Origin of the sequence: Burkholderia sp. E168m23, from assembly GCF_016586125.1 — a bacterium.
In the GTDB taxonomy this organism is placed as follows: domain Bacteria; phylum Pseudomonadota; class Gammaproteobacteria; order Burkholderiales; family Burkholderiaceae; genus Burkholderia; species Burkholderia orbicola.
Map to the genome: position 1 here is coordinate 1 of NZ_BCPP01001061.1, position 2,282 is coordinate 2,282.

General features: G+C 63.9%; 2 protein-coding genes. One reads left to right on the forward strand and one right to left on the reverse strand.

Going from position 1 to position 2,282, the window contains the following annotated elements:
- Positions 1-1,892: autotransporter outer membrane beta-barrel domain-containing protein (locus tag JMF90_RS34000; RefSeq protein ID WP_201326066.1), on the forward strand; the 1,892-nt coding region annotated here is incomplete at its 5' end.
- Positions 1,893-2,049: 157 nt separating this feature from the next.
- Here JMF90_RS34000 and JMF90_RS34005 read toward each other — a convergent pair.
- A partial coding sequence (locus JMF90_RS34005; protein WP_236598095.1) for a fucose-binding lectin II occupies positions 2,050-2,282 on the reverse strand: 233 nt, incomplete at its 5' end.

Below are 2,282 nucleotides of genomic sequence, written 5' to 3' on the forward strand. Positions count from 1 at the left end.
CGGGAAGACTGACTTTCAACGGCGGCACGCTGCAGTTCGGCAGCGCGTTCAATCTCGCGTCGAGCCGCGCGATCTCGACCACTTCGAACAACAGCGCGATCGATACGCAGGGGTTCAACACGACGATCATGCAGGACATCACGGGTTCGGGCGGACTCACCAAGCTGGGAGACGGCACGCTGACATTGAATGGCGTACACAGCACGTATTCGGGCGGAACGAACGTGGCTGCCGGCACGCTCATTGTCGGTGATCTCGATGCGGCGGCGGGTCTGCGGGGCGGTGGCCCCTTGACCATTGCGCCCGGTGCGACGCTTGGCGGGTATGGCAGTGTGACGGGTAACGTGACGAACAATGGCACGATTTCAGTCGCGAATGCGCTGCCCAGTCTGGCCAGCAGTTTGCCGGGAGACTTCCGGATATTCGGAACCCTGACGAATGCGGGAGTTGTGGAGCTCCGTGGGCGCGTTGTCGGTAACGGATTGGCCGTGTCGGGCAATTATGTCGGGCAGAATGGAGCGGTCAACATGAATACGACGCTTGCCGGCGACGGTGCGCCATCGGACACGCTGCTGATCGGCGGTGTGCCGGCAGTGGCGACGGCAAGCGGCAAGACGACACTGAACGTAACGAACGTCGGTGGTGCCGGTGCGCTGACCAAGTCCGACGGTATTCGGTTGGTTTACGCCGTGAACTTTGCGAATACGGGTAACGCGTTTACGTTGGCGGGCGGTACGGTCAGCGCTGGCGCTTACTCCTATTATCTGGTGAAAGGCGGGGTTACCGCCTTGACGGGGGAGGACTGGTATCTGCGCAGCACGGTTCCTCCGCGGCCGGATCAGCCAACGCAGCAACCGCCATTCAGTGTTGCCGACGGTACGCCGGAATCGATCGTCGAGGCTGTCAAGAACGCGGCGCCCGACGCCAAGCCGGAACCTGTTTACCGTCCCGAAGTCCCGCTGTACTCGGAAGTGCCGGCTGTCGCGCGCCAGCTTGGATTGCTGCAGATCGATACCTTCCATGATCGCCAGGGCGAACAGGGACTGCTGGCCGAAAACGGCTCGGTGCCCGTGTCGTGGTCACGTGTATGGGGCGGCTACAGCAACATCAAGCAGAATGGCGATGTGACGCCGTCCTATGACGGAACGGTATGGGGGATGCAGGTCGGGCAGGATCTCTATGCGGACAACCGACCGAGCGGACACCGTAACCACTACGGCTTCTTCCTCGGATTCTCGCGCGCGATTGGGGACGTGAACGGTTTTGCGCTCGCGCAGCCGGATCTGGGCGTGGGTTCGCTGCAGGTGAATGCGTACAACCTCGGCGGATACTGGACACACATTGGCCCGGGCGGCTGGTATACGGACGCAGTGGTGATGGGAAGCGTGCTGACCGTACGCACGCATTCGAACAACAATGTGAGTGGTTCGACGGACGGCAACGCGGTCACCGGTTCGGTCGAAGCGGGCGTGCCGATCTCGCTCGGCTATGGGCTGACGCTGGAGCCGCAGGCGCAGTTGCTGTGGCAATGGCTGTCGTTGGCCCGATTCAACGACGGCGTGTCGGACGTCACGTGGAACAACGGCAACACGTTCCTCGGCCGGATCGGCGCGCGGCTGCAATACGCGTTCGATGCGAACGGCGTGAGCTGGAAGCCGTACTTGCGCGTGAACGTGCTGCGTTCGTTCGGCAGCGATGACAGGACGACGTTCGGCGGCTCGACGACGATCGGCACGCAAGTCGGGCAGACGGCCGGGCAGATCGGCGCGGGGCTCGTCGCGCAGCTGACGAAGCGCGGCAGCGTGTATGCGACGGTCAGCTACCTGACGAACCTCGGTGGCGAGCATCAGCGCACGATCACTGGTAATGCCGGCGTCCGGTGGGCGTGGTGATTCGACGGGCGAGGATGCGCGGAGCGATCGGCCTTGGCGCGTATCGTCGCGGCCGATCGCATCATTGCGGCGCGGGCCGGGGGCTCGCAGATGACGGACGCTCGCCGGCCCATCGCCACGCCGGGCGGCGTGGCGACGCGCGTCAGGCTGCCGCGACTCAACCCAGCGGCCAGTTCAGGATCGCAATCCCGTCGTTGTAGTCGCCGTCGCCGCCATCTTCCGATCCGACCAGCCCGAAGTAGGTCTTCTTGAAGATGTCGACCTGACGCGAGCCGATCTTCGACGGCTTGCCGTTCGCCGTCACGACTACCCGCACCTTCCCCTTGCCGGAGTTCACGATCTGCGTGTTCAGGTTCGCGTCCTGAGTGCCGGCGCCCTGGAACGTCGCGG